14 protein-coding genes and 1 riboswitch are annotated in these 18,688 nt (G+C 72.1%); of the genes, 8 read left to right on the plus strand and 6 right to left on the minus strand.

Annotated elements, in window-relative coordinates; translation table 11 throughout:
* Positions 1–24: 24 nt before the first annotated feature.
* A complete protein-coding gene (locus NW895_RS01085; protein ID WP_289933082.1) occupies positions 25–963 on the minus strand; it encodes a M56 family metallopeptidase in 939 nt (312 codons plus the stop codon).
* Positions 964–1,317: 354 nt separating this feature from the next.
* Positions 1,318–2,529: a fumarylacetoacetase gene (fahA, locus tag NW895_RS01090; RefSeq protein ID WP_289933084.1), complete on the minus strand. Its 1,212-nt coding sequence runs from the start codon at positions 2,527–2,529 to the stop codon at positions 1,318–1,320.
* Positions 2,530–2,814: 285 nt separating this feature from the next.
* On the opposite strand from fahA, the gene NW895_RS01095 reads away from it, so the two are divergent.
* The 5 genes from NW895_RS01095 (at position 2,815) to NW895_RS01115 (ending at position 9,962) form a co-directional block, all read left to right on the plus strand.
* Positions 2,815–4,095, plus strand: coding sequence for a DegT/DnrJ/EryC1/StrS family aminotransferase (locus NW895_RS01095; RefSeq protein ID WP_289933086.1), 1,281 nt, complete (start codon positions 2,815–2,817; stop codon positions 4,093–4,095).
* Positions 4,088–6,385: a lipopolysaccharide biosynthesis protein gene (locus NW895_RS01100; RefSeq protein WP_289933087.1), complete on the plus strand. Its 2,298-nt coding sequence runs from the start codon at positions 4,088–4,090 to the stop codon at positions 6,383–6,385. Before NW895_RS01095 ends, NW895_RS01100 begins: the two co-directional genes overlap by 8 nt.
* Before the next feature lie 123 nt (positions 6,386–6,508).
* On the plus strand, positions 6,509–8,377 hold the full coding sequence (locus tag NW895_RS01105) for a glycosyltransferase (protein ID WP_289933088.1): 1,869 nt from the start codon (positions 6,509–6,511) through the stop codon (positions 8,375–8,377).
* Entirely contained in the window at positions 8,374–8,802 is a 429-nt protein-coding gene (locus tag NW895_RS01110) for a hypothetical protein (protein ID WP_289933089.1), read from the plus strand. The genes NW895_RS01105 and NW895_RS01110 overlap by 4 nt, the downstream gene beginning before the upstream one ends.
* On the plus strand, positions 8,799–9,962 hold the full coding sequence (locus NW895_RS01115) for a glycosyl hydrolase (protein WP_289933091.1): 1,164 nt from the start codon (positions 8,799–8,801) through the stop codon (positions 9,960–9,962). The genes NW895_RS01110 and NW895_RS01115 overlap by 4 nt, the downstream gene beginning before the upstream one ends.
* Before the next feature lie 44 nt (positions 9,963–10,006).
* Here the strand turns inward: NW895_RS01115 and NW895_RS01120 are convergent, their stop codons facing one another.
* From NW895_RS01120 to NW895_RS01130, 3 genes are all read right to left on the minus strand, one after another.
* Positions 10,007–10,762, minus strand: coding sequence for a polysaccharide deacetylase family protein (locus NW895_RS01120; RefSeq protein ID WP_289933907.1), 756 nt, complete (start codon positions 10,760–10,762; stop codon positions 10,007–10,009).
* A gap of 149 nt (positions 10,763–10,911) precedes the next feature.
* A complete protein-coding gene (locus NW895_RS01125) occupies positions 10,912–12,192 on the minus strand; it encodes a glycosyltransferase (RefSeq protein WP_289933092.1) in 1,281 nt (426 codons plus the stop codon).
* A 29-nt stretch (positions 12,193–12,221) separates the two neighbouring features.
* Complete coding sequence (locus tag NW895_RS01130) at positions 12,222–13,286, minus strand: GNAT family N-acetyltransferase (protein ID WP_289933093.1); 1,065 nt, start codon at positions 13,284–13,286, stop codon at positions 12,222–12,224.
* 272 nt (positions 13,287–13,558) lie between these two features.
* Between NW895_RS01130 and NW895_RS01135 the strand changes: the two genes are divergently transcribed.
* Positions 13,559–14,371 carry an HAD family hydrolase gene (locus NW895_RS01135; protein WP_289933094.1) on the plus strand — a complete coding sequence of 271 codons (813 nt, stop codon included), beginning with the start codon at positions 13,559–13,561 and terminating at the stop codon, positions 14,369–14,371.
* 16 nt (positions 14,372–14,387) lie between these two features.
* Here the strand turns inward: NW895_RS01135 and NW895_RS01140 are convergent, their stop codons facing one another.
* Entirely contained in the window at positions 14,388–15,173 is a 786-nt protein-coding gene (locus NW895_RS01140; RefSeq protein ID WP_289933095.1) for a LysM peptidoglycan-binding domain-containing protein, read from the minus strand.
* Positions 15,174–15,178: 5 nt separating this feature from the next.
* Positions 15,179–15,355: riboswitch (cyclic di-AMP (ydaO/yuaA leader) on the minus strand.
* A gap of 645 nt (positions 15,356–16,000) precedes the next feature.
* On the opposite strand from NW895_RS01140, the gene NW895_RS01145 reads away from it, so the two are divergent.
* Together NW895_RS01145 and NW895_RS01150 are read left to right on the plus strand one after the other, a co-directional pair.
* Entirely contained in the window at positions 16,001–17,011 is a 1,011-nt protein-coding gene (locus NW895_RS01145) for a polyprenyl synthetase family protein (protein ID WP_289933096.1), read from the plus strand.
* Positions 17,012–17,379: 368 nt separating this feature from the next.
* Positions 17,380–18,654, plus strand: coding sequence for a DUF2092 domain-containing protein (locus NW895_RS01150; protein WP_289933097.1), 1,275 nt, complete (start codon positions 17,380–17,382; stop codon positions 18,652–18,654).
* Positions 18,655–18,688: the final 34 nt, after the last annotated feature.

The following is an 18,688-nucleotide window of genomic DNA, read 5'->3' on the forward strand; positions in this document are numbered from 1 at the left end:
CCTCGGCGGCACGGCACCGCGCAGTTACCCCAGCGCCGTCAGTCCCGGTGCGAACGTGATCAGCAGCGGCAGCAGCGGCACCAGCGCCGCCACCGTCGTCGTCAGAGCCCGGTGCCTGCGGTCCAGGCGGGGCGGGGGCTCAAGGAGGCGGTCCACGCGTTCGCCGAGCAAGCGGTGGCTGGAGGCGCAGGACAGGACGCCTCGGTGCTGGTTGAGCTCGATCAGGGCGAGGGCGGTGGTGAGGTGGCCGCAGCGGCGGGAGGCCGTGTCATCGGCGGACAGCTCGACCAGACGGTGCGTCTGGTCGCAGAAGTGGGCGAAGAGAGGGACGCGGGGGAAGCCGGTGGCGAGGGCGGTGGACAGGTGCAGGAGCCAGTCGTGGCGGGCGCGGGCGTGGCCGCGCTCGTGGGTGAGGACGGCGTCGAGCTGGTGGTCGGTGAGGCGGTGCAGAGCGCCGGTGGTGACGATGAGCTGGGGCGGGTTGCCGGGCATCCACCAGGCGTCGGGGTACTCGTCCTCCAGCACCAGGAGAGGGCCACGCGCGGCCCCCAGGCCCGCGGGAAGGTCGGGGGCGCGTTCGCGCAGGTGGGCGCGGGACTGCGCGCGGCGGCGGCGGGCCTCGACGATCTCACGGGCCAGCATCGCCGTCGTCCAGGCGGCGCCGCAGGCCAGCAGCAGGGTGAGGGCGGCCGCCCAGAGCGGGGCGGTGGACAGGTCGTACGCCGCGGTCACCGCCGGCGGCGCCGGCGCGAAGAGCTGGGCTCGCACGGTGCTGAAGACGGCGGCGGCACCCAGGGCCAGCGCCGTCAGACAGCACAGCAGGACGGTGGCGACGAGGCATTGCCACACCCACAGCGCGACCACGGGTTCCCGCTCGGGCCACGCGGCCCGGGTCAGCGCACGCGGGACCGGCACGGCGGCGGTCAGGGCGACGACGCTCAGCAGGAGCAGGCAGACGGTCATGCCACGGCCTCCGGATCATGGTCGAAGGTCGAAGAAAACGGGGCGGCTCGGGTGGTGCTTCAGGGGGTGCGGGTCGTGCGGGGGCGGTGCGTTCGTGCTTCTGGAGATGCATGTGGTGCTTCAGGCCATGCAGGTCGTGATGCAGGTCGTGATGCAGGTCGTGCTTCACGGCGGCGCAGCGTGCGCGACCGCGCGACACGCGTGCCGTGCACACCGCCCGACGCCAGTATGACGGCGCCGGGCGGCGTGAGTCAGGAGTCCGTCAGTCAGGAGTCCGTGAGCCGGGAGTCCGTCAGTCAGGAGTCCGTGACCCAGGAGTTCATGAGTCAGCAGTCGGCGGCCGGCCGATTGCCGTCACCCCGCGACCACCCGGCCCGTCACCTCGCCCAGCCCCACCCGGGCCCCGTCCGGCCCCGGTGCCCACGCCGACAGGGTCACCACGTCCCCGTCCTCCAGGAACGCCCGCTTGCCGTCGGGAAGTTCCAGCGGGTCACGCCCGTTCCAGGTCAGCTCCAGAAGGGAGCCGCGTTGCCGCTCCTCCGGGCCGCTGACCGTGCCCGAGCCGTACAGGTCCCCGGTCCGCAGGGAGGCGCCGTTGACGGTCATGTGCGCCAGTTGCTGGGCGGCCGTCCAGTACATGGTGGAGAAAGGCGGCTCGGAGACCACGTGCCCGTTGATCGCGACGGAGATCCGCAGGTCGTAGCCGCCCGGCTCCTCCTCCGCGTCGTCCAGATAGGGCAGCAGCGCATGCGTCCGCTCCGGCGGTGCCACCCGCGCCTCCTCCAGGGCGTCCAGCGGTGTGATCCACGCCGACACCGAGGTGGCGAAGGACTTGCCGAGGAACGGGCCGAGGGGGACGTACTCCCAGGCCTGGATGTCCCGCGCGGACCAGTCGTTCAGCAGGCACAGCCCGAAGACGTGCTCACGGAAGTCGCCGAGCGCCACCGGCCTGCCCATCCGCGACGGCACACCCACCACGAAGCCGACCTCGGCCTCGATGTCCAGGCGGACCGACGGGCCGAACACCGGCGCCGGGTCCGCAGCGGCCTTCCGCTGCCCCGACGGCCGTACGACGTCCGTGCCCGACACGACCACCGTGCCGGAGCGGCCGTGGTAGCCGATCGGCAGGTGCTTCCAGTTGGGGGTCAGCGAATCGGCCGCGTCGGGGCGGAAGATCTGGCCGACGTTCCGGGCGTGGTTCTCGGAGGCGTAGAAATCGACGTAGTCGGCGACCTCGAAGGGAAGGTGCAGGGTCACCGAGGACAGTGGGTGGAACAGCGGTTCGACGGCTTCCCGGTGGGACGGGACCGTCACCCACGCGGTCAGCGCGCGCCGCACGTCGGACCACGCGGTGCGGCCGGCTGCGAGCAGCGGGTTGAGGGTGGGCTGCGCGAGCAGGGAGACATACGGCGATCCGAGTGTGCGGGCCGCCGCGCCGGCGTCGAGGACGTGGTCGCCGAGCCGGACACCCACTGTCCGCTCCTGCGTGCCGGGGATCGAGAACACGCCGTACGGAAGATTGTGCGGGCCGAAGGGGTCGCCCTCGGGGACATCGAAGGGGGGCATCGGGTGCTGCCTCGCTTTCGTGCTCGCCATGTGCGGCCAGGTGATGTGCGGTCACGTGTCCGTGGTCGGCCACACGTTACGGCCGGCGCGCCGCTGATGGGCAGAGCGTGACGGGTGAGGTTCGCGCCCACCCCTCGGCTTGTGGCGCTCCGCTTCCGTTTGTGTGCGGAAAGTTGTCCACAGACCGGTGCGCAATCTTGACGGAGCGGTGCGAAGGGGGCGACTCTGGGCGGGTGCCGGAAGGCCTCGGGGAGGGGGTGTTCCCATGGCACACCAGGGGGGCGGATGGCCATTGGGGAGGCCGGCCTTACGTCTGCGCGCCCGGGCTCACAGCCGAAGCGGCTGGAAGAGACCATGCGCGGACGACTCGGCCGGGAATGTGTCTACGTACCGTCGTGCCGGTTGGGCCTGTTCGTGGCCTTGCGCCACTGGTGCCCGCCCGGCGGCCGGGTGTTGATGTCGCCGGTCAACGACGACGTCATCTTCTTCGTCGTGCTCGCGGCCGGGCTGCGGCCCGTGCAGGCGCCACTGAACCCGCTGGACGCGTCCATCGACATCGATGCCGTGCCCGACGAGGTGTGGGGATCGCTGTCCGCCGTGCTGACGACCAACCTGTACGGGAACCCCGACCGGGCACCCGAACTGCGGCGCCGCTGCGACGCGTCGGGAATCCCGCTGATCGAGGACGCGGCGCACGCCATCGGCAGCCAGGTGGGCGGCCGCCCGGTCGGGGCCTGGGGCGACGCCTCCGTCTTCAGCCTGTCCAAGCACGTCGGCGCCAAGGCCGGAGGCATGCTCTCCGTAGCCGATCCGGACCTGCGCAAGGCGCTGGAGGAGACCGGCCGAGAGCTGCTCACCCCATGCCGCATGACCTCCGAACTGGCCTTCGTCGTACGGCCGTACGCGGAGGCCGCGGTGCGCGGGCTGCGGCTGCGGCGCGCGGCCTGGGCCACGCTGCGGCTGCTGGGGCGGATGGAGCGCGAGGAGATCCGGATGCCGCTGCGCCCCCAGGCGCTGGCCCGTGCCGTCGCCGCCGCCCCGGACCTCGCGGCGCACGATCCCTGGGTCCGCGTCGACCTGCACGACTACCGGCAGGAGTCCGGACGGCTGCGGCTCGCCCGCATCGCCCGCAAACTCGACCGCCTGGACGACGTGCTGGCGGCCTGCCGGGCGGGCACGGAGCTGCTGCTGTCGACGCCGTGGGGGAGACCCGGCGGGACACCCGGCGGGCCACCCAAGACCGGCGCCCGGCCGGCGCCCGCCGCGCAGCCGCTGTTCCGCGTCCCTCTCTTCGTCGAGGACCGCGACGCGGCGGCCGCGGCACTGGCACGCCGGGGCATCATCGTCGGCTACCTCTACGACCCGCCCCTCGACGACTACGCGGGCGCCGCCTTCACCGACCCCTCGCCCGCCCCGGAAGGGGCACGCTGGTTCGCGCGGCACGCGCTGCCCGTGGACCCGCTGCGGGCCCGTGCCGTCATCGACGCGCTGCGCGAGTCCGGAGTACGGCCGGCCGGGGCGCCCCCAGGCCCGACACCGGGAGGGCCGGGTCCGTCCCGTGGCTGAGACACAGGTGCACGAGACCGCCGCGGCGCCCGCCGACGGCGGCTCGAAGGCGCCCGGGAACAGGAGCGGCGGCGCCGACTCGCTGTTCAAGAACGCCTACTTCCTGATGCTCAGCACCGGCGTGTCCGCCGTGCTGGGCCTCGGCTTCTGGCTGGTGGCCGCGCGCTACTACTCGGAGGAGGCCGTCGGCCAGGGCTCCGCCGCGATCGCCGCGATGCGGCTGCTCGCCAGCATCACGGCGACGACGATGATCGGCGCCGTGGTCCGCTTCGTGCCGCGCGCGGGCCGTGAGACCGGCTCGCTGGTGTGGCGCACGTACGCGGCCAGTTCGGTGGTCGTCACGCTGGCCGCCGTCGTCTTCCTGCTCACGCTCGACCTGTGGGGGGCGTCGTACGCACCGCTCGGCACCCCCGCGGCGGGGGCGCTGTTCGTCGCGGCGTGTGTGTCCTGGGCGCTGCTCACCCTGCAGGACGGAGTGCTGACCGGGCTGCGCAAGGCGGAGTGGGTGCCGGCCGGGAACGCGGTGTTCTCGGTCGGGAAGCTGGTCCTGCTGGCCGTCTTCGCCGGCACCCTGCCGGTACTGGGCATCTTCGTGTCCTGGGCCGTGGCGATCGCCTTCTCCACCCTGCCGCTGGGCTGGCTGATCTTCCGCAGGCTGATCCCGCGCCAGGCCGCCGCCGACCGCGACCTGGAGCCGCCCGGACTCCGGGAGATGGGCCGTTTCCTGGCCGGGGACTCGCTCGGCGCGCTGTTCAGCCTGGCGATGATCAACCTGCTGCCGGTGATGGTCGCCGTCCGCTTCAGCGCCGCCGAGAACGGCTACTTCTACGTGGCGTACACCGTCGGCGGGACGATGGAGTTCATGGCCATCAACATGGCCTCCTCGCTCACCGCGCACGCCTCGCACGACCCGCGCCGGCTCGCCGACGGCGTCCGCGGGGCGCTGCGGCGCATGACGCTGCTGCTGGTGCCGGTCGTGCTGGTGCTGGTGCTCTTCGCCCCGCAGATCCTCGCCCCCTTCCACCCGGACTACGCCGAACACGGCTCCACGGTGCTGCGGCTGCTCGCCCTCGGCGCGTTGCCCAGGGTCGTCGTCGAGCTGTACATCGGGGTGCTGCGCGTCCAGGGCCGCACCGGCGTGCTCGCCGCCGTCCAGGGCGTCATGTGCGCCCTGGTGCTGGGCAGCGCTGCCATGCTGTTCACCCCGGCCGGCATCGCGGGCGCCGGCTGGGCGGTGCTGCTGAGCATGACGGTGGTCGCCGCCCTCTGCGCGCCCGGACTGCGCTCCGCACTGCGGGGCATCGGCGGTGCCGACCGGGCGACGGCCGGTGCCGTCGGCACCCCCGCCTACGGCACCCGCTGGGCCAAGCTGAACGCCACCGCCGGGTACGGCACGAGCTGGGCCCGCCGGGCGGCGTACGAGCACGAGCAGCCGGACCAGGACACGGTCACGCTGTTCATAGGGCGCCCGGGGTACGAGCGTGAGGCCCTGGAGGCGGACACCCTCGCGGTGATCGTCCGGCCCCCGCAGCCCCACACCGGGGCTCCGGCCGGACGAGACGGACGGACCGGATCCGGCACTCCAGCGCAGCCGAACGCGCCGGCTCCCGAGGAGGGAACCGGCGAACGCGCCCTCAGGCCGGCCCTGTGGGCGCTGCTCGCCACCGCCACCGCACTCTTCTGCGCGGCCCTGCGCGACCTTCCGTGGCTCAGCGGCGCGCCCGAAGCCGCCCTGTCCGGGCGGGAGGTGCTGGACGGACTGCCCCTGACGGCACTCGCCGCCGGGACGGTGCTGCTGCTCGTGTTCGTGGCCGCGGTGACGCTGAGCGCCCGCCGCGAGCCGTGGCTGCCCGGGGCCGCGCTGGGCGCCGTCGTCCTCGCCCTGTACGCGGCACCCGTCGCCCTCGGCCGGGAACCGCGGGCGGTCGAGGGGACGTGGTACTCGAAGACGGCTGGTTTCCTCGCGGACGCGATGTGGCTCGACGGGCCCGAACCGCTGCTGCGCTGGGCGCCGCTCGTCTGCCAGCCGCTGTGTCTCGTACCGCTGTGGCTGCTGCTCGCGCGCGCGGGCGGACGGCTGCCGTGGCCGGGACGCTGGGGGGTTCTGTATCTCGCCGCGGTGGGCGGCTGGGTGGGGCAGCACGCGCTCGCGCCCTACGCGCCACCCCTGCTGCTCCTGCTCGTCCTCGTCGCCCTGCTCGTGTCGCCGCGCCGCCCGGCCCCGACGACCTCCGCACCGACGACCGAGCCCCCGCACCGCACCAGACCGAACGGCAGATCCAGGGACTGATCGAGCACAGAGCCGAACCGCCAGGGGGGAACCGTCGTGCGTCCGCCAGCCACTCCACGGGAGAGATCCGGGCCCGAACCACCCATGCCCGCAAGGGAGGACGCGGACGCTTCGGACGCCCCCATGACCACCCCGGAGCCGTCCCGCTCCGCCGCCGAGCCCGTGACGGACCTCTCCGACCTCGCCCCTGTCCTGCCCGCGCGCGGTCTGGCCGCCCGGCCCGCCGTCCCGCTGCTCGTCGCGCTCGCCCTGTGGGTGTACGCGGTGCGGCACACCGATGTGTCCCGTCTCGACGACTTCGGGCTCGTCACCGCGCTGCACCCGACGTTCTGGGCCGGTCTCGTGGTGCTCACCACCGGGTTCTGGTTCACCGTCCGCGATCCGCGGCGCCGCAACGGCTGGTCGCCGGCGTATGTGCTGGGACTGCTGGTGATGGAGCGGGCCACCCAGGCCGTGGTCTACCCGACGCCGCTCTACGCCTGGGCGTGGAAGCACGACGCGGTCATCGACCACCTGCTGACCGCGGGCCGGCTGCAGACCGCGGACCAACTCGGCGACATGGCCGTGTACGACCAGTGGCCGGGGTTCTTCGCCGCGCAGGCCGCGCTGGTGCGGCTGCTGGGCGTGGACAACGCCGCGATGTACATGGCGTGGTGGCCGCTGGTCTCCAGCCTGATGCTGCTGCTCCCGCTGCTGCTGATCTACCGCACCTTCACCGAGGACCGGCGGCACATCTGGACCGCGGTATGGCTGTTCTGCATCGGCAACTGGGTCGGCCAGGACTACTTCTCCCCGCAGTCCGTCGCCTTCGCGCTGCACCTCGGCGTGCTGGCCCTCGTCCTGCGCCGGTACGGCCGCTCGGGCGGTCGGCAGGGACAGCGGCCGGCCGTCTGGACGGTGCTGATCACCCTGCTGCTCGTGGCCATCGTCATCTCGCACCAGCTGACGCCCGGCATGCTGATCGTCTCGCTGGTCGCCCTGTGCCTCACCGGCCGGTACCGCGGCTGGGTCCCGCCGGTCACAGCCGTCGTGATCTTCCTGGCCTGGTGCCTGACGGCCGCGCTGCCCTTCCTGTCCGCCGTGATGCCGGACATGATCCGCTCCGTCGGCGATGTCGGCGCCAACGTCGAAACCGGGTACGGGGCCACCCCCACCGGCACCGGAGCGATCGCGACCTCCTGGGCGGCACGACTGCTGTCGGCCCTGGTGCTGCTGCTCGCGCTCCTCGGAGTGCTGCGCCAGCGCGTGCTGCGCCACCGTGCGCTGCCCCTGCTGCTGGTCGCGGCGGCCCCGCTGCCCATGCTCGCGGCAAGCAGCTACGGCAGCGAGATGATCTTCCGGGTCCTGATGTTCATGCTGCCCGGCGCCGCCTTCTTCGCCGCCGCCGCGCTGCTGCCCCAGGTGCGCACCCTGGCCGCCGACGCCGCCGCGAGGGAGGCCGGTCGCCGGCAGCCCGGCACGACCAGGCGCTCGGGGCTCACGATCGGACGGTACGGCACATGGCTGCCCCTGCTCACGCTGCTCGGCGGCACGCTCGCGTTCGTACCGAGCTACTCCGGCAAGGACCGCATCAGCTACTTCACACCGCAGGAAGTCGCCCTCGTGCGGCAGCTCTTCGACCGGGCGGCCGAGGGCTCCCTCGTGGTCGCCGCCAACCGGAACTACCCGCTCGCCTACGACGCGTACTGGAGCGTCGACCACTACTGGTTCCTCGACGACGACCGGCGCCACGTCGACGAGATCGTCCGGAACCCGGCCGCCACTCTCGCCCGTGACATGACAGGCATCGAGTCGCCGGGCCGGGCCTACTTCCTGCTCACCGACGGCCAGTCGGCCAACTCCGAGATGAACGGGCAGCTGGACCAGGCCCAGTTGGACCGCATCCGCAGATCCGTCGCCGCATCACCGCGTTTCGAGCTGGTGGCGGAGAACAGCGCCGGGGTGGTCTACGCCCTGAAGCAGCCGAGCGGCACGGGGGGAGAGCGCCGATGACACCGCAGGAACTCGTCGTCCGCATGCTGCCCCCCTTCGGCGGCTGGCTCGCCCTCGCCGCGCTGGCCCTGCCCGGCGGCTCACCGCTGCGGGGGGCGGCGGTGGCCCTCTTCCTGGCCGTCGGCCCGGGCGCGGCCCTCGTCGGTGTCTGCGGGCCCGCGATGCGGGCGCGGCCCGCCGAAGGACCCGTCGAGCGCCGGGACCCCGGCTTCGAACGCCGCTCCGGCCTTCTGGAGCGGCTGATGCTGGCCGTCCTGGCCAGCGTGAGCGCCGCGATGCTCGTCGCGACGGTACTGATCGCCGCGCACGCCTTCAGCGGGCAGCGCGTGCTGCTGGCGCTCACGCTGCTGACCACGCTCGCCGCGTTCTGCCCGCGCCTGCGCGCCTCCCCGACGCCGAGGACAGGAAAGGGTTCCCCCCTGTGAGGTTCGCCCGTCCCTTACGCCGTACGACCGTTCAGACCGTTCAGACCGTTCCGGCCGGACGGCGCCGCAAACCGAAGCCGGGGCGGGGTCCGGCCGGCCCTCCGGCGAAGGGCCGGCGCCGTCTGCTGATCACATCCGCCACCGTCACCTGCGCGGTCATGCTGGCCGTGCTCGCCCTCCGCAACGCCTCGGGACCGGACCCGGGGGCGGACACCTCCGGCGCGCGGTGCCGCCCCACCGCGCTCCTCGAACCGCCCTGCGGCGCCTGGTTCGGTGCCTTCGTCCCGCACGACAGGACGAACCTGGGGGAGAAGGTCCGCGCCTACGAGCAGCGCGTGGGCCGCGAGCTCGACATCGTGTACACGTACCACGACATGTCCGCGGTCGAGGGCACCCGGCGGGAGGGCCAGCTGTTGACCGAGGAGGAACAGCGCGTCGGCCGGGACCATCTGCTGCTGCTGTCCTGGGAGAGCAAGTGGTGGGGCGGTACCGAGCAGCAGCAGCCCACCTGGAAGCAGATAGCGGACGGGCACCTGGACGCCTCCGTGATCGACGTCCAGGCCCGGCGCGTCAAGGAGTACGGGCAGCGCACCGGCAAGAAGGTGTTCCTCTCCTTCGACCTGGAGATGGACACCCGCACGCCGGCCAGCGGCAGTCCCGAGGACTATGTGAAGGCCTACCGGCACCTCCACGACCGGTTCCGCGAGCTCGGCGTCGACAACGTCGTGTGGACGTGGATCACCACCGGATACCTGGACCACGCCGACCTCATGAAGCGGATGTATCCGGGCGACAGTTACGTCGACTGGATCGGCTACAACCAGTACAACTACTACCGCTGCCACAAGACCGACTGGCTGACCTTCGCCCAGACCCAGAACGCCACGCACGACTGGATCCGCGAGAACCTCTCCGACGACAAACCGCTGATGCTGTCCGAGTTCGGCAGCGCGTTTGATCCGGACCGGCCCGAGCGGCAGGCCGAGTGGTACGCCCAGGTGCCGGGCGTGCTCAAGAACCTGGACGGGGTCAAGGCCGCGCTGCAGTGGAACTACCGCGACCCCGGCCCGCACTGCGATCTGGCGGTGGCGAACGACGAGGCGTGGGCGAGCCTGCGCGAGGCGGTGTCGGACCCGTACCTCAACCAGCCGTCGACGTGACCGGCCGCTGAAGCGACGGGTCCGAGCCGCTGAGGCAATCGGCGTCAGCCCGCGAACTCCGGCCCCCGAACGGCCGCGCGAGCCCGCCGGTACCAGCGCCACGCCACCGTCTTCGGCCCGTCGCGGTACGGCGCGACACGGGCGCCCTCGCCCGCCAGCCAGGCCTCGACGTCGGCGACGGTGTGGCTGCGCCGCACGATGAGCCGGGCGATGCGGTACGCCTCGTCGCGGTCCGAGCTGAGCGCGTGCCGCACGGCGGTCGCCGTCTCGTAACCGGCGTCGGCCGCCATGGCCCGCACCTTCACGCTGTTGTAGCCGTGCGGGTAGGCGAGGTGGCGGACCGGGTGGCCGAGGGCGTCCTCCAGGACGGACCTGGACACGCGCAGTTCGTACGCCAGGGCCTTCGCGGACAGCGTGTCCAGCTGGGCGTGGGTGACGGTATGGCTGCCGACCTCCATGCCGGAACGTTCCAGCTCCGCCGCGCGGTCCAGCGTCATCATCGGAGCGGGCGGCAGCAGACTGCGTCCGCCCGGAGTGATGGCGCCGGTGGTGAGATAGGCGGTGGCGGGCAGGGAACGCGCGGCCAGCGCCTCGGCCGTGGGGCCCGGAAGGTCGGCGAAACCGTCGTCGAAGGTCAGCAGCACGGGCCGGGGCGGCAGCGGCACCCGCCCGGTCAGGTGGTCGGCGACCGCGCCGATGGTGAGGGGCGTGCGCCCGCTGTCGACGATCGCGTCGAGGTGGGCGGCGAACTCCTTCGGCGTGACCGTGAACTCGGCGATCCAGGACGGCGGGTCCTCCATCACGGCGTGATAGAGGAAGACGGGGATGGTCCCACGATCCCGGACGGCACCCGCCTGCGCGCCCGCACGGCCGCCCGCACGGTGCGCGGGGCCCCGGGCCGATCCTCTGCCGCCGTCGTCCACCGTGCCCTCACCCCGCCCCTTCGTTCTCATCTCGACTCCAGCGTGACCGTGCGCAGCGCGCGCCGGGCGCGCAGATAGCCGACGGGGCCGTACAGCATGCCCCGGCGTTGCAGGCGGGACAGACGCCGAGGCCAGGGATGCGTACGGGTGTCGTGGGCGCCCGGTGCGCCGCCCCCGCCGTCCGTGTCCCGGGCCGCCGTCAGCGCGCGGGCGTGCGCCAGGCCGCCCGGCAGTTTCGCGAGGAACGCCGGCAGCAGCCCGGGGCGGTTGACCAGGATCGCCGTGAGGTAGGCGGTGAGGCCCGCGCCATAGCCGTACGCCTGCGTCTCCAGGTCCCGCCAGGTCTCCCGGTGGTGGTGCCACACCAGCGCCTGCGGCGTGTAGTGCAGCCGGTGCCCCTCGGCGAGGACGCGGACGAAACCGTAGAGATCGTCGCCGCCCTTGGCGTACGTCCCCGCGCCCATCGCCGGGTCGAAGCCGCCCACGGCACGCAGCACGGACGTACGGAAGGCCATGTTGGCGCCGGAGCCGAACCGCCCCGCGGTGAAGGGGAACAGCGGCTCGTCGGGCGGGGGGCTCTTCGGGTCGTACGTCCGTGGCGTGAAGCCCTTCGCGAAGCCGCCGTGGCTCTCCAGCAGGACCTGCGCCGGAGTGCGCAGCCGCGCGGGCAGGATCAGCCCGGTGGCACAGCCGAGGCGCGGGTCGGCGGCGAAGGGCGCGGTCAGTTCGGTGAGCCAGCGCGGGTCGGCGACCACGTCGTCGTCGGTGAAGGCCACCACCTCGTTGCGGGCGGCCGCGACTCCCCTGTTGTGCGCGATGGCGAGCCCGGGCACCGGTTCGCACACGTAGCGGACCCGCTCGCCGTACTTGCGCTCCACCAGCTCCCGGGTCTCGGTCGTCACGGGCGCGTTGTCGACGACGACGACCTCGAAGTGCGGATGGTCCTGCGCGAGCAACGAGTCCAGGGCGCGGGCGAGCCGGTCCGCGCGTTCCCGGGTGGCGACGACGACGCTCGCGGACGGCGGCTCGGGCACCGCCTCCCGCGCCGCGACGGGCCCCAGATCGCGGGCGAGCCCGGCCAGCACCTCCCTCGGCTCCGCGCCCTCCGGCACCCGCCCGAGCAGCGTCCCGACCGGCCGCCCCTCCCTCCTGACCAGGACGAACACCTCGCCGGACGTCACCGGCGGGCTGCCCGGCCCCGGTCTGAGGCCGGCAGCCTCACCGTCGAGGTCCAGCTCGGCGACCTGCACCGCCCGGATGCTCAGAAACCGCCCGATCTCCTGCCGCGCACGCGCTGTACGGGACATGCGCCCTCCCCCTCCTGTCACCCCTCGTGTCATGACCGGCGCAGCCGGGCCGCGCCCTTCAACACCCGTGCCGCCAGGGCCGCCAGCCGCGGCCTGCCGCGGACGAAGCTGTGCGCGCGGCGCGACGGCTCGCGGCCCAGCCAGTGCAGCGCGGCGCCCACCCCCGGACGCGTCGCCGCCCCCTCGTAGACGGGCAGTTCACCTGTCCTCAGCGCGTCCTTGTACTCGGCCGCGCCGCGCCCCATGTCGAGCAGGCCGATGCCCTCGGCGGCCGCGGCCTCGGCCATCCGCAGATGCAGCACCAGCCCCGGCGAGTACTTCGAGAAGCCCGGGTCGTACGCCGGGAACCAGCAGGCCAGGACCGTCGACGAGCGCAGCCCGAAGTGCGCGGCGACGGGCCGGTCGCCGGCGTACAGCACGGAGAGCGTGCCCGTGCAGTCCCGCGCCCGGGTCTCGGCGAGCCGACCCACGAGCCGGGTGATCCACTCCTGCGCGAACCGGTCCCGGCGGCCCGTCCTGCGGTACTGCGCGGACTTCCACTCCATGAGCGTGCGCAGCGCGGCCGGGTCGCGTTCGTCGAACACGAACCGCACGTCGCCCACCTGGCGGCCGAGCCTGCGCTCCTTGGCGAGCGTCGTCTTCAGGAACTTCGGCGACTGGGCGCGCAGTACGGTCTCGTAGGCCTCGTACCCCTTCGCGACGTCGATGACGTAGGCCGCGTACTCCTCGGCGGCGTAGGGGGCGAAGAGTCCCTGCTCGGCCTCCAGGTTGTCGAAGGCGAAGCTCGACAGTGAGCAGGCCCGCAGCAGTTCGCGGGTGTCCAGCCCGAGACCGGAGCGCAGTACCGCGCCCTGGCAGTCCGACACCCCGAGCCCGATCGCCCGCCCCTGCCCGAGCGGCCCGCGCTCGAACGGCAGGAACCCGGCCGGCTCGCCGCCCTCGTACACCACCGCCACCCGTGCCTGTGGACGCACCCGGCCGACGGTGTCGGTGAACTCCGGTTCCATGAACGGGTTTCGCGGCACCCCCGACTTGGCGCGCAGCTCCCGCCAGTGCTCCCTTTCCCCCTCGCCGAGCTCCTCGGGCCTCAGCACACGAACGCGCCCACTGCTCAACCTGACCCCCCGATCAAGTCCCCCCTGGACACAAGGGAAGGTACCGCCGAGGCCGCCCCCCGCGGTAGGTACCGGAGCATGTTGTTGCCAACCGGTGCAGAGGCCTACAACCACCAGTAGCCGGTGAAGAGGGAAGGTTCCGGACACCGCCGCCCCAGGGGGCACTGATGTGTCAACGCCCGCTTCCCTTACGGGGGTCACCGCCCGGTCGGCCGTGAGCCGATGCCTCCCGTTGTCCGTATTCTCTGATCATGGCCCCCTCCACCGCATATTCACTCATCGCCACTGACCTGGACGGAACGCTGCTGCGCGGCGACGACACGCTCTCCGACCGGTCCCTCGACGCGCTCGCGCGGGTGGCGGAGGCCGGTGCGCAGCACCTCGTGGTGACGGGACGCCCGGCGCCGAGAGTGCGGCCGCTGCTCGACGACCTCGGCAGCGGGGGGCTCGCGGTGTGCGGACAGGGCGCGCAGGTGTACGACGCCGGCGCGGACCGTCTGCTGTGGTCCGTCACGCTGGACCGGGAGCTCGCGGAGACCGCGCTGGAGAAGATCGAGGCCGAGGTGGGCGAGGTGTACGCCGCGGTCGACCAGGACGGCGTCGACGGGCTCACGCTCATCGAGCCGGGCTATCTGATGCCCCACCCGACGCTGCCCGCGGTACGGGTCGGCCGGCGCGACGACCTGTGGTGCGCGCCCATCAGCAAGGTGCTGCTGCGGCATCCCGCCCTGTCCGACGACGAGTTGGCGGCGACGGCTCGCGCGGTGGTCGGCTCGCTGGCGACGGTCACCATGTCGGGGCCCGGGACCGTCGAACTCCAGCCGTGCGGCATCACCAAGGCGACCGGGCTCGCGCTGGCCGCCGAACACCTGGGGCTGGGCCCCTCGCAGACCGTCGCCTTCGGGGACATGCCCAACGACATCCCCATGTTCGACTGGGCGGCCCACGGTGTCGCGATGGCCAACGCCCATCCGGAACTCAAGGCGGTGGCCGACGAGATCACCCTGTCGAACGAGGACGACGGCATCGCCGTCGTCCTCGAACGACTGTTTCCGCGGGCCTGACAGGCGGTTCCAGGGCCTAGTACGCGCCGAAGACGTTGTCGATCGACCCGTACCGCGCGGCCGCGTAGTTGCAGGCGGCGGTGATGTTCGCGACCGGGTCGAACGGGTCCCAGGACGTGCCGTCCACGTGGTAGGCCTGGAAGGTCGGGTCGATGACCTGGAGGAGGCCCTTGGACGGGGTGCCCGCGGCGGCGTTGGAGTCCCAGTTGTTGATGGCCTGCGGGTTGCCGGAGGACTCGCGCATGATGTTGCGGTAAATACCGTCGTACGACCCGGGAATTCCCTTTTGCGCCATGATGTCCAGCGCCTGGTTGATCCAGCCGTCGAGGTCGTTGGCGTACGTCTTCTCGGCGACGGGAGTGGCCGTGACGACCGACTGGCTGGTCGTCGCGGTCGTCGCGGTCTTCGCGGTCGTCCTGGAGGTCGTGGACGGCTTGGACGTCGTGTCCGCCGTGCTCGCCTTGGCCGTCTTCACCTTCAGCTTCAGGCCGGGGTGGATCAGCCTGGGGTTGTCGCCGACGGCCTTGCGGTTGTCCTTGTAGAGCTTGCGCCAGCCGCCGCGTACGTCCTGCTCGTTCGCGATGCTGTAGAGCGTGTCGCCCTTGGCCACGGTGTACGTGACGGACTTCGCCGGGGGCGTGGGCTGTGCGGCGGCGGGGGCCTGAGCGGCCGGCGCGGCGCTCGCGGTCGTCGCGCCCAGCAGCGGCAGGGCGAGAGCGGCGGTGCCCGCACCCGCGGCGACGACGGCGCCTCGGGTGAGCGGGTTGGTTCTGGGGCGGCGGTGCTTACCTCGTCGGGCCATGACGGTTTTCCTCTCCGGCGCCTGCGAGGTGAGCTGTCGGGTTCGGGCGGGAGGTGCCCGGTCGCTGCGCCGTGACGGGCGCGACTTCACCCCTAGCCGTACCGGTTCCGTGCGGTGTCCGGTGCGGCGGCTTACCTGGGTCCCCCGCTCCTGCCGTGCGCGTGAGTTGGTCAGTGGTCGGTTCGGGCGGCGGCAGGATTCGGCGTCCGCCCGACAGGCCGGGAACGTATGCGAGGGCACATGCCGGGAACAAGTGCCGGAATCACAGATGGTGCCTGTTGATCTCGGTGTGGGTGTTTTGGGGCACTTGATCCTTTGCGGTTGGAAAGGCTCAACTGGCTTACCCGGCAAAGGGGTGAGGGGGTGTCGGGGTGAAGGGTGGTTCGGAGGGCGGCGTGAGCCAATTCACTGCCGCGAAGAAGACCTGGCAAAACGGGCAATGAGCCCAACTCCCCGCCAAACGGCCGCCGGAGGGCGGGAGGGCGTGGAGGCGGAACCTCTCATATGGTGCGCGTCGTTGTCAGGGTGGTCGTCCGTGCCGCCGCGGGCGACCGGGTCGGTGTGAGTGACCGTGTCGGTGAGGTGCAGGACGGGGGTGGCTCGTATGCCGGGGAGTGAGGGGTGCCGCCCGCCGATCGATGTCGGCCCATGTCTGCTCATATCGACTGATCAAAAACATAGCGGTCGTGATCCGATAGCGCCCGGCCTGTAACGGTGGGCGCTAGCGGTGATCGAAAGGTGACCGGATACGCTGACTTGAGTGAGGGCAGCGACCTATCGACATACCGCGTAATCGCCAGTAGACACCAGCAGACAGGAGACCCCTCGTGACCGTCGTCGGGCCGTTCGGGCTGAGCGTGCGGGACCAGGCTCTGGAAGCCGATGTCCAGGCCGGGTTGGCGGCTGTCGAGGAAGGGTTGCTTGAGGCAACCAAGAGTGAGGTGCCGTTCATCACCGAGGCCGCCCAGCATCTGGTGCGGGCCGGCGGGAAACGGTTCCGGCCACTGCTGGTGATGCTCGCGGCACAGTTCGGGGACCCGTATGCGCCGGGGGTCGTGCCCTCGGCGGTGGTCGTGGAGCTGACCCACCTCGCCACCCTGTACCACGACGACGTGATGGACGAGGCCGCGGTGCGGCGCGGGGTGGCCAGCGCGAACACCCGCTGGGGCAACTCGGTCGCGGTCCTCACCGGGGACTTCCTGTTCGCGCGCGCCTCGCACATCCTGGCCGACCTCGGTCCGGAGGCGGTGCGGGTGCAGGCGGAGGCGTTCGAGCGGCTGGTCACCGGGCAGATCCTGGAGACGGCGGGGCCGCAGGACGGGCGCGATCCGGTGGAGCACTACCTGGATGTGCTGGGCGGCAAGACGGGGTCGCTGGTGGCGGTGTCGTGCCGGTTCGGCGCGATGATGTCCGGGGCCGACGAGACGGTCGTGGACGTGCTCACCCAGTACGGCGAGCGGCTCGGTGTCGCCTTCCAGCTCGCGGACGACGTGCTGGACATCGCCTCCGACTCGCACGAGTCGGGGAAGACGCCGGGGACGGACCTGCGCGAGGGCATCCCGACACTGCCGGTGCTGCGGCTGCGGGAGCGGGCGGCCCGGCTGGGGCTGGCCGAGGACGTGGCGCTGTGCGAGCTGCTGACCTCCGACCTGAGTGACGACGCCCGGCACGCGGAGGCACTGGCCGCGCTGCGGGCCCACCCGGCGCTTGAACAGGCGCGACGGGACACCGTCCGGTACGCCGAGGACGCCCGGGCCGCGCTGGCTCCGCTGCCGGAGTGCGCGGCGAAGACGGCGCTGGTGCAGCTGTGTGACGCGGTGGTCCACAGGGCCGGCTAGTCCGCCCCCGCCGCCCCTGCCCGTCCCAGCCCCAGGGGTTCCGCCCCACGAGTCCCGTTCTGGGGGCTGTTGTGGGGCTTGCGGCACTTCGCCCCTTTGGTGCCGTGGGGGCTGCGCCCCTTGACTCTGCCGGGGGCTGAACCCCCTGTACCTCGCTGTGACCCTTACGGGTTGGGGGAGACGACCTCCTCCGATGTCATACCGCAGCAGTACGTGGAGTTGAGTCCGCGGGCTGACGAATCCCTCCCGTCGATTTGGTCAGATGGAAACCACGGAAAACACCACTCCTCACCGATTCGGGTGAGAATGGCGGCTACGGGGTGGACGAACGGGAGTGGGAAGGCCGCCGCCGACGACGGAGGGCACACATGGCACCGTACGAATCCGACGACAACTCGGCCGCCGGGGCGACCGAGGACCTGCACCCGGGGCGGCGCAGGGCCGCGCGGTACGTCGTCCCGGTCGCGGTGGTGGGAGTGGCGGCGGCGACGATCGGACTCGTCCCCGCGCTCGCCGACTCGGGCGACCCCGACCTGCCGAAGATCACCGCGCAGCAACTCATCGAGAAGATAGCCGAGTCGGACGTACAGCAGCTGTCCGGCACGGTGAGGATCAGTACCGACCTGGGACTCCCGGACCTCGGCGGTCTGGAGAGCGGACTGCTGTCCGCGGGCTCGCGGTCGGGCGACGGCCGCGACGGCTCCTCGGCCGACCCGTCCTCCAAGCTCACCGAACTGGCCACCGGCACGCACACGTTGCGGGTCGCCGCCGACGGCCCGGACAAGCAGAAGCTGTCGCTGCTGGAGAACGCCGCCGAGTACAGCCTGATCCACAACGGCGAGGACGTCTGGGGCTACGACAGCAGCTCCAACGAGGTCTACCACTCCACCGTCCCCGGCTCGCCGAAGGAGGGGGAGAAGGCGAAGGAGAGGGAGCGCGAAGACGTTCCCGCCACCCCCAAGGACCTCACCGAGGAAGCCCTGAAGTCCGTCGACGACACCACCTCCGTGACCGTCGACGGCACCGTCCAGGTCGCGGGCCGGGACGCCTACAAGCTGCTCATCAAGCCCAGGCAGTCCGGATCCACCGTCGGTGCGATCAGTGTGGCCGTGGACGCGAAGACCGGGCTGCCGCTGAAGTTCACGCTGACCCCGGCGAGCGGCGGCGCCGCCGTGGTCGACGCGGGCTTCACCCAGGTCAGCTTCGCCGAGCCGGCCGCGTCGACCTTCGACTTCACCCCGCCCAAGGGCGCCAAGGTCACCGAGGGCGACGAGAACGGCAAGGGCGACAAGGCCCACGAAGGGGCGAAGGCGCCTGAGCACGGGCAGAAGCAGGGGCACAAGCACGGGCAGAAGTCCGAGGAGGAGCTCGGCAAGGAGCTCGACGGCCTCAAGGTCCTCGGCGAAGGCTGGAACTCCATCGCCACCTTCGACACCGGCGGCCAGGGCCTGCCCTCCACCGACGTCGGCGGTGACGTCGGCGGCTTCCTGAACTCGCTCGGCGACAAGGTCACCGGCACGTTCGGCGAGGGCACGGTCTTCAAGACCCGTTTGGTCAACGCGCTGCTGACGGACGACGGCAAGGTCTACGTGGGCACCGTCACCAAGGACGCGCTGGTGAAGGCGGCCAACGCCGGGAAGTAAGGTCCCCTACGGGCACGACGAATCGAGGGAGCCG

The sequence above is a fragment of the Streptomyces sp. S.PNR 29 genome (assembly GCF_030386795.1).
GTDB lineage: Bacteria > Actinomycetota > Actinomycetes > Streptomycetales > Streptomycetaceae > Streptomyces.

Excerpts from the sequence above, each read along its gene's own strand:
- NW895_RS01125 (WP_289933092.1), bottom strand. The coding sequence starts at position 12,192 with ATGTCCCGTACAGCGCGTGCGCGGCAGGAGATCGGGCGGTTTCTGAGC.
- NW895_RS01085 (WP_289933082.1), bottom strand. The coding sequence starts at position 963 with ATGACCGTCTGCCTGCTCCTGCTGAGCGTCGTCGCCCTGACCGCCGCC.
- NW895_RS01140 (WP_289933095.1), bottom strand. The coding sequence starts at position 15,173 with ATGGCCCGACGAGGTAAGCACCGCCGCCCCAGAACCAACCCGCTCACC.
- NW895_RS01150 (WP_289933097.1), top strand. The coding sequence starts at position 17,380 with ATGGCACCGTACGAATCCGACGACAACTCGGCCGCCGGGGCGACCGAG.
- NW895_RS01135 (WP_289933094.1), top strand. The coding sequence starts at position 13,559 with ATGGCCCCCTCCACCGCATATTCACTCATCGCCACTGACCTGGACGGA.
- NW895_RS01120 (WP_289933907.1), bottom strand. The coding sequence starts at position 10,762 with ATGGAGGACCCGCCGTCCTGGATCGCCGAGTTCACGGTCACGCCGAAG.
- NW895_RS01105 (WP_289933088.1), top strand. The coding sequence starts at position 6,509 with ATGACCACCCCGGAGCCGTCCCGCTCCGCCGCCGAGCCCGTGACGGAC.
- NW895_RS01110 (WP_289933089.1), top strand. The coding sequence starts at position 8,374 with ATGACACCGCAGGAACTCGTCGTCCGCATGCTGCCCCCCTTCGGCGGC.
- fahA (WP_289933084.1), bottom strand. The coding sequence starts at position 2,529 with ATGCCCCCCTTCGATGTCCCCGAGGGCGACCCCTTCGGCCCGCACAAT.
- NW895_RS01095 (WP_289933086.1), top strand. The coding sequence starts at position 2,815 with ATGGCCATTGGGGAGGCCGGCCTTACGTCTGCGCGCCCGGGCTCACAG.